Genomic DNA, 7,137 nt, shown 5'->3' with positions numbered 1-7,137 from the left:
GATGCCACCGGCGAAGTTGACGAAGCAACCACAAAGCTTTTCCGCTCATCATGGTTTTACGAGTTTATGGAAATGGCCCTTACTTATTTTGAATTAGGTTATACGGTGTATATTATGGAGATGTTGACCACCCTGTTCCGGGCCAAATTGACCACTGGGTTAGCTGACTTTTGGGTTGCAGCAAATGCTATAAAAGCATGTACAAAAATAGTTATTTAAAAGGTAATTTCATTAGTGGCTGTTTTCCGGTTCAACACTACGTTTTCTTCTCATAGATTCCCCCTTCAGTTCGATGCGGTGTGCATCATGAACGATCCGGTCAAGGATAGCATCAGCAATCGTTTTTTCACCAATTACTTCAAACCATTTACTAACCGGCAGTTGTGAGGTAATGATCAGCGAGGTCTTTCCATGCCGGTCCTCAATGATCTCCATCAGGGCAGCCCTGCTTTGTGCGTCAAAAGGTTGGATGCCGAAGTCATCCAGTATCAGCAGTTGCTGCCGTTCAAGCTTGGCGATCTCCTTGATATAGGAGCCGTCTGCCTTTGCCATCTTCAGTTTAGCGAATAGCTTGGGCGTACTGGTGTATAATACCCGGTAGCCCAATATGCAGGCCTGGTAGCCTATAGCAGAAGCCACATAGCTTTTACCGATACCGGTGCTTCCGGTGATCAGCAGGTTCTCGAAGCGGTCAATAAACGTACAGTCCGCCAGGCGCATAATCTGGTTGCGGTCGATACTTCTGTCAGCATGGTAATGAACGTCCTCTATAGCAGCTTTATAGCGGAACTTGGCATAAAGGATGGTGCGTTCAATACGCCTGTTTTGCCGGTCATCCCATTCAGCTTCCACCAGGTGGGCCAGCAGTTCATCCGCTGTATACTCATTTGTTTTACCGGTTTCCATGCTGCTTTTAAAGGCATGGAACATGCCGAAGAACTTCATCTTCCGCAGTTTGTCTAAGGTGCTTGTGTTCATGTTATTGTTGTTTTAAATGGTTATTTGTAATAGTCTTCTCCCCGGATATTACCATGATCAGGCATAGGCAGCTCATCGGCAAATAAGCTTTCCTCATAGTTATCCATCTTGTTTTCCAGTATGGTTTGTATCGTTTTATAGTTATAGACGCCGTAACTCAATGCCCGCTGGCAAGCCACTGTTAACCGTTCGTTCCCTGCTTTTTTTGCAAAGCCAAGTACCCCCAGGCAGGACTTGTAAGCCTGTTCCGGGTGTTGTTTACGCTCCAGTATCTGAAGGATATACAGCCTGACATCCTCATGAATGGAGGCTGCCCAATCCAAAAACATATCTGGTGTCCAGTCACTTTTAAAGCGGTGGGTACTGGCCATATGCTCTTTGTCAGTGGTATAGCCATAAGGGTTTTTATTGCGAGGGTGCAATGCGATACGCTCATAGTTGGAGTAGATCTCTACAATGGTGCGCGAGTATAACAGCTTGACCCGTTTGCCGATATAGCGGTAAGGAACGCTGTAATAGTGCTTGTCCGGGCCGAGGTTAACGTGGCCGTTCTTGATCACCCTGGCCTGGAACTGTTTTTTGAACTGGTAGCGCAGAACAGGCAGCGGAGCAAGGGTTTGGCGCTCTATCTCTTCAAACTGTAGCTTCCGGCTGTAATTGCGACCTTTAAGCAACTGGCTGTTATGGCCTTCCAGGGTCTGCCAGATCGCTGTATTGAGTTCTGTTAAAGAATGGTAGACATGTTTGTTTAAAGGGGCGTAGATCTTGGTATAAATGATCTTAACGGCACCTTCTACCAATGCCTTATCGCGCGGGCGGTACGCCCGCGCTGGTAGAATGGTTGTGCCATAATGGTCGGCGAAGTCTTCAAACGTTTCGTTCAGGGTAGGTTCATAGCGGCTGCTTTTGGTTACTGCAGCTTTCAGGTTATCCGGTACAATGGCGGCAGGAACGCCGCCGATAAAGTGCAGGGTATTTTCGCAGGCCGCTATAAAGTCTTCCTTTTGCTGGCTCATAACGGCCTCTACATAGGTTAACTGGCTGGCACCCAGAATAGCTACAAAAACCTCTACAGGCATGATCTCCCCGGTTTCCTTGTCCGTATAGCTCATCTTTTCACCGGCAAAATCGACGTATAGCTTGTCACCGACCTTGTGATCCATGTGCATGGTCGGGTTTACCCTGGCCTTCCATTGGTTATAATAAAAACAAAACTGGCTGTATTGGTAGCCGTCAGGAAACTCTTTATAGTAGGCTTCCCATAGCATCTGCCGGTTAACGCCAGTTCGTTTGAGTTCTTTATCGACGTGGGGAAAGCAGCGCAGCATGGACTGCATACGTGCGTTAGGCGGGTGTTCCCTGCTTTTACCGAACAAATCTTCCAGCTCTTTGTCGTTCAGTGCATTAACCTCTTCAAAGGTAAAGCCGCTGTCATTAAAAGCTGCTATGTACTTCTTTACGGTGTTTCTCGATGCATCGGCCTGGGCAGCTATGGTCATTATCGCCCGCTGCTGGCTGTACATCTTTAGTATCTTTCTAATCTTACTCATGCTGATTGTTAAGTTGGCCATGCTTTACGAAGGTGTCTTTGCCCTCAAAAAGATGGTTACTTCTACAGCATTTGCTACGCGTTTGGGGTGGTCAATTTCCCCCGGAATGCCCTGGTCAGTTTCGCCCGGAATGGGTGGTCAGCTTGCGCCGGAATGGAGTGGTCACATTCATCAGAATCTCCAGTTAATGTTGTTGATGGCCGCTTGACAGGTGCAGTACGCGTAACCTCGGGTACGGAAATAAAGAATGACCATCTCCCTGACAGGATATTCGGTGAGGATAATGACAACAACGATTATACTACCAATATCCAAATCGCCGACCTTAATTCGCTTAACGCAGTCTTAGCGGTGATGAAATGGAAAAAGATGAGCGATTTTTATGTTGACCTGGAACAGGAACATCATAGTTCTTATTCAATCGGTGTTTCTAAAATTTTCAATGAAGATGTTACAGCATAGGTTTGTAGAATTTATGCCTGAAACTTTAGAAGATGGCATTTTATACGTTTCCATGGAATATTGCACAGCCATACACAAATGTGCGTGTGGCTGTGGCAATAAAGTAGTTACTCCTATCGCGCCAACAAGTTGGCACCTTGAATTTGACGGTAAATCAATTTCATTAAGCCCCTCTATAGGTAACTGGAGTTTTGACTGCAAATCACATTACTGGATAGAAAAGAACAAAATAAAATGGGCAGGCAAATGGAGCGAATCCGAAATTGAATACGGGCGGAAACGTGATATAAAGCTGAAGTTAGAGTACTACGAAAAAACTGAAGATAATAAGGAAACTGAATTGAAAACAATAGGACCCAAATTAAAAGGATGGAATTGGAAATCCCTGTTCAGTTTTTTAGGTATAAAATGAATGAAAAAAAAGCAGAAAGGAGGTATAACAAAATGAGTAAAATAACTGTAAAAGTCAACAAAAGTGCTGTTACTGGTCGGTTTGTTTCAAACACGCAAGTCAAGAACAGCCCTAAAACTACCTATGTTCAAACGGTCAAAAAATCCAAATAGCGTTAGGAAGAAAAAGCCATGACTATATTGCTATAGCTTTTTCTCGCAAAAGCCCCACGCGCCCGTGAGGCTTTTTTATTTGCACAGAATTTGCCCCTAACCTGGTGCGAGTGTCGGGCCCAGCCTGTGCGCGGCAGCACTCGTGCCCCGCAGACAGGTAGCCGTCATGTCTGCACTGTAGGAAGTTTGCAAATCGCACCCGTATGCCCGCGTGAGGGGGCGTCGCGGATACCGGCCGCCGTCGCTAAAGCTATGGCGGCTGAAAGCCTCTGGGATGTAAGGTTGTGGAGAAGAGCGTAAGCCCTGCAGGCGTATGAGCAGAGCACCCGACCCGGTTTCTACCAACCGGGGCACGCCCTTTTTAAGTCAAAAGTCTTAAGTCAAAAGTCTTGAGTGGGGTAATTCACACTATCGTTTAACCGGACTTTTCGACGCGCTGACAGGTAACCGCAATGCCTGCCGGGAATTTTTTCGCGTGAGTAAATCACAAACCTTTTCGTTATCTTTGTTTAACGATAGGTAAATAGTATGGAAAGCCTTTTAATACATCCACAGGATCCCGGACAGCTTGAGCAAATTAAAGCATATTTAAAGTCGTTGAAGATTGCTTTTGAAGTAAAAAAGAGCGCTCTTCCGCCGCATGTAGTTGCCGGTATCGAAAAAGCCATTGCCGAAGATGACGCCGGGCAAACGATGTCCTTTGATGAATTCAGGCAGAAGCACTTTTTAAGCAATAAATGAATCTTCCTGTTAAGTTTTCGGTTCGTGCCGGCGTAACTTATGACGCGACCATTGCGCAGCTAAATGCCAGGTGGGGAAGAAAGTTTGTTGATGAATTTGAACAAAAAGTAACCAAAACAATCGGCTTGATATCGGCTTCGCCAACATTATATCCTTTAGCCGACTTCGGGATGGACGTTCATCGATGCGTTCTGCATAAAAACTGCTCCATGTTTTACCGGATACACCCAAGTCATATCACCATACTGTATTTTTGGGATAACCGGCAGGAACCGCTAATTTTTTAGGTGGAAGAGGATGATGCGACAACGACTCCTTTTGGTCATTGGTCATTACGTCATTAGTCATTGGGCAAGGTTGGTCATTAGTCATTATGTCATTGGTCATTGGGTAGGTTTGGTCATTGGTCATTACGTCATTGGTCATTGGGTAGGTTTGGTCATTGGTCATTACGTCATTGGTCATTGGGTAGGTTTGGTCATTGGTCATTGTGTCATTAGTCATTGGGTAGGTATGGTCATTAGTCATTACGTCATTGGTCATTAGCGTAATTGCACTCTCCTCCTCATTTTCAAATTTACTCATCTTCAAATTTTCAAATTGTTCCCCATCTGCACATCCGCACATCTGCATATCCGCACATCCTTTTTGGTCATTAGTCATTACGTCATTGGTCATTGTGTCATTTGTCATTGGGCAATCTGCATATCTTTCATCATTTGCCTCCTCCGTAAATTCCCCCTCATCTTCAAATTTACTCATCTTCAAATTTTCAAATTCTTCCTCATCTGCATATCGCAAAAGCCGGTTAACCGTCGCCAAACCTATGCCCAACTGTTTGCTAATTTCGCGCTGGCTGAGGCCGGCGGCGGAGAGGTCGGCTATTTTGTTGGCAAAGTCCTGGCGGCTGGCGGCGCTGCGGCTGAGCAGGTGCTGGTGTTCGGCGCTGTAGCCTTCGAACTGGAAGTGCAAAAAGGCGCCGGGCTTTTGGATGCGGCACAGGCATACGTTGGCGGGGCCGTAGCGCTGGCTGGTGTTGCGCTGTTTGATTTGTTTGAGGTAGCACAGGCCGGTTTCGGCGGTGCTTTTGCCGATGGCGAAGGCGCTGTCGGCAAAGTTGATGAGGAGTTTGCTACCGTGCAGGTCGTCGGCGCTGATGGGCTGGGTGGGGTTGCGCCGTTTGGGGGTATGCGCCAGTACCAGGATGGAGAGGTGGTGGTCGGTTTTGAGCGCTTTGAGGCTTTTCATGAGCGAAAGCGCCACGGCCGCATTTTCGGTGCCGCCGCGCAGGCAGGTAATGTTGTCGATGATGAGCACGGTGGCCTTAACGCGTTGGATCTTATATTCGATGGCGGCGATGAGCAGCTCGTTTTCGTTGGCATGGGGCGGCGGGTCGGGGAGGAAATTATACTGGGCGCGGAAGAAATTGGGGGAGAAGGGGTGGTCCTCGTCGCCATGGCTATAGCGCAGCCCGAACTGCAGCTTGTCCAGCTCGAAATCGAGGTAGAGCACCCGCGCGGGCGCGGGCGGCGCCTGGCAGGTGAAGGGGGCGATGCTTTGCCCGCGTGCGAGGCTGTCGGCGATTTGCACGGCGAGCACCGATTTGCCGGTATTGGTATCAGCAAACAGGATGCAGAGTTCGTTTTGGTGCCAGAGTTCGCCCAGCAGCATTTTGGGTTGGGGTTCGCGGCGGAAGAGTTCCATCCAGCGGCTACCACTTTCAACGGTAAACAGGCTGTGGATGTCGTCGTGTGCGGGCGGCAGGGGTTGGGGGCGTTTTTTCCGTTTGGCGGGCCGGTAGGGCAGCCCGCGGACTTCGGCGCGCAGCTGTTCGATGCAGGGCGGGCGGTCGGAAGTGGGGGTGAAGGGATCCATTGGAGTTGGTTAATAGGGTTGTTTGTATTTATGGCGGGCATGGCGGGTTGACTCACCCCCGGTCATCGCTTCGCCTGCCTGCCGGCAGGCAGGCTCGACCACCCCTCTCTACAAAGTAGAGAGGGGAAAAAGGGGAGCGCACCGCTTCCCCCTCTTTCCGCCTGTGGCGGAGAGAGGGGTGCCGGCGAAGCCAGGCGGGGTGAGTAAACTTCCGGCGCTCCAGGAGTAGAACAATTAGTACAAATTTAAGCAGTAGCAGTGAATAAAGTGCTGACACTGTTTTGTCAGTAGGGGTAACCCAATTGAGCTGGCATCTTCGCCTCTTCGCCTCACCCCAAGAGGCTGTCTCAAAAGTCGATTGTATCAAAAGGTTACCAAATAATATTTGCCTCTGCGATCTTTGCGTTCTCGTCTCCGTGATCTCTATGGTTAAATTTTACCACAGAGTGCTCAAAGAAGGCGCAGAGAGGCACAGCGTTTTTATAGCGCAAAATATAATTTTGTATAATCCGTCTTTGTTCTACTTATGATACAGCCTCCTAGCTGAGAGAATTTAATATTAAATTGAGCTTGCCTTTTTATGCTAAGTTATTGCTATTACTCTGCAAACGAGAGGGTTTTTGAGGTGCAATGCGGTTAATTTTGGTCTTTTTTAACTCCCTCTCCTTTGGAGAGGGCTGGGGTAAGGCGAAAAACGGCGTTTAAGATTTTGTCTTGTCCTGAAATAGGTTTACACATTATGTGTTGTCATGAAATAGGAAATAATTGATTATCAGCTTATTGCAAGGTTTTTTGGTAAAAATCAATTTTGCAGCTATTGATTATCAGTTACTTAACTAAAATTGGTCGTTTGTTAAAAAGGTAAACTACTTGATAATGAGTTTGTTTCACCATGTTCCGGGTGTTCCGTGAGTCGTACTGGAAAAGGTTGTCACTTTTTTTTATAAAGTTAAGACTATTTGTTGCT

At 47.4% G+C, this 7,137-nt stretch carries 8 protein-coding genes; 5 read left to right on the top strand and 3 right to left on the bottom strand.

The genetic code is table 11. The features are described 5' to 3' along the window. Positions 1–219: hypothetical protein (locus tag QZY09_RS18350; RefSeq protein WP_295674712.1), on the top strand; the 219-nt coding region annotated here is incomplete at its 5' end. 12 nt (positions 220–231) lie between these two features. Here QZY09_RS18350 and istB read toward each other — a convergent pair. Continuing rightward, positions 232–978 carry an IS21-like element helper ATPase IstB gene (gene istB, locus QZY09_RS18345; RefSeq protein ID WP_295674711.1) on the bottom strand — a complete coding sequence of 249 codons (747 nt, stop codon included), beginning with the start codon at positions 976–978 and terminating at the stop codon, positions 232–234. Between the two features lie 20 nt (positions 979–998). Then, positions 999–2,528, bottom strand: a complete 1,530-nt coding sequence (istA, locus tag QZY09_RS18340) for an IS21 family transposase (RefSeq protein ID WP_295674710.1) — start codon at positions 2,526–2,528, stop codon at positions 999–1,001. A 153-nt stretch (positions 2,529–2,681) separates the two neighbouring features. On the opposite strand from istA, the gene QZY09_RS18335 reads away from it, so the two are divergent. The 4 genes from QZY09_RS18335 (at position 2,682) to QZY09_RS18320 (ending at position 4,582) form a co-directional block, all read left to right on the top strand. Beyond that, on the top strand, positions 2,682–2,990 hold the full coding sequence (locus QZY09_RS18335; protein WP_295674709.1) for a hypothetical protein: 309 nt from the start codon (positions 2,682–2,684) through the stop codon (positions 2,988–2,990). After that, positions 2,971–3,402 (top strand): DUF6527 family protein, encoded by a 432-nt coding sequence (locus tag QZY09_RS18330; protein WP_295674707.1) that lies wholly within the window; start codon positions 2,971–2,973, stop codon positions 3,400–3,402. Before QZY09_RS18335 ends, QZY09_RS18330 begins: the two co-directional genes overlap by 20 nt. Before the next feature lie 680 nt (positions 3,403–4,082). Beyond that, positions 4,083–4,295, top strand: coding sequence for a DUF2683 family protein (locus QZY09_RS18325; RefSeq protein ID WP_295674705.1), 213 nt, complete (start codon positions 4,083–4,085; stop codon positions 4,293–4,295). After that, complete coding sequence (locus QZY09_RS18320) at positions 4,292–4,582, top strand: hypothetical protein (RefSeq protein WP_295674704.1); 291 nt, start codon at positions 4,292–4,294, stop codon at positions 4,580–4,582. Before QZY09_RS18325 ends, QZY09_RS18320 begins: the two co-directional genes overlap by 4 nt. On the opposite strand, the gene QZY09_RS18315 is transcribed toward QZY09_RS18320, so the two are convergent. Continuing rightward, a complete protein-coding gene (locus QZY09_RS18315; RefSeq protein WP_295674703.1) occupies positions 4,533–6,170 on the bottom strand; it encodes an AAA family ATPase in 1,638 nt (545 codons plus the stop codon). The two genes, QZY09_RS18320 and QZY09_RS18315, sit on opposite strands and share 50 nt — an antisense overlap. Between the last annotated feature and the right edge of the window lie 967 nt (positions 6,171–7,137).

The organism is uncultured Mucilaginibacter sp. (assembly GCF_903913935.1).
Classification (GTDB): Bacteria; Bacteroidota; Bacteroidia; order Sphingobacteriales; family Sphingobacteriaceae; genus Mucilaginibacter.
This window is presented reverse-complemented; position numbering and strand designations above follow the sequence as displayed.

What these genes read in the sequence shown, in the direction of transcription:
- istB (WP_295674711.1), bottom strand. Translation starts at nt 978, where the DNA reads ATGAACACAAGCACCTTAGACAAACTGCGGAAGATGAAGTTCTTCGGC.
- istA (WP_295674710.1), bottom strand. Translation starts at nt 2,528, where the DNA reads ATGAGTAAGATTAGAAAGATACTAAAGATGTACAGCCAGCAGCGGGCG.
- QZY09_RS18335 (WP_295674709.1), top strand. Translation starts at nt 2,682, where the DNA reads ATGGAGTGGTCACATTCATCAGAATCTCCAGTTAATGTTGTTGATGGC.
- QZY09_RS18330 (WP_295674707.1), top strand. Translation starts at nt 2,971, where the DNA reads ATGAAGATGTTACAGCATAGGTTTGTAGAATTTATGCCTGAAACTTTA.
- QZY09_RS18325 (WP_295674705.1), top strand. Translation starts at nt 4,083, where the DNA reads ATGGAAAGCCTTTTAATACATCCACAGGATCCCGGACAGCTTGAGCAA.
- QZY09_RS18320 (WP_295674704.1), top strand. Translation starts at nt 4,292, where the DNA reads ATGAATCTTCCTGTTAAGTTTTCGGTTCGTGCCGGCGTAACTTATGAC.
- QZY09_RS18315 (WP_295674703.1), bottom strand. Translation starts at nt 6,170, where the DNA reads ATGGATCCCTTCACCCCCACTTCCGACCGCCCGCCCTGCATCGAACAG.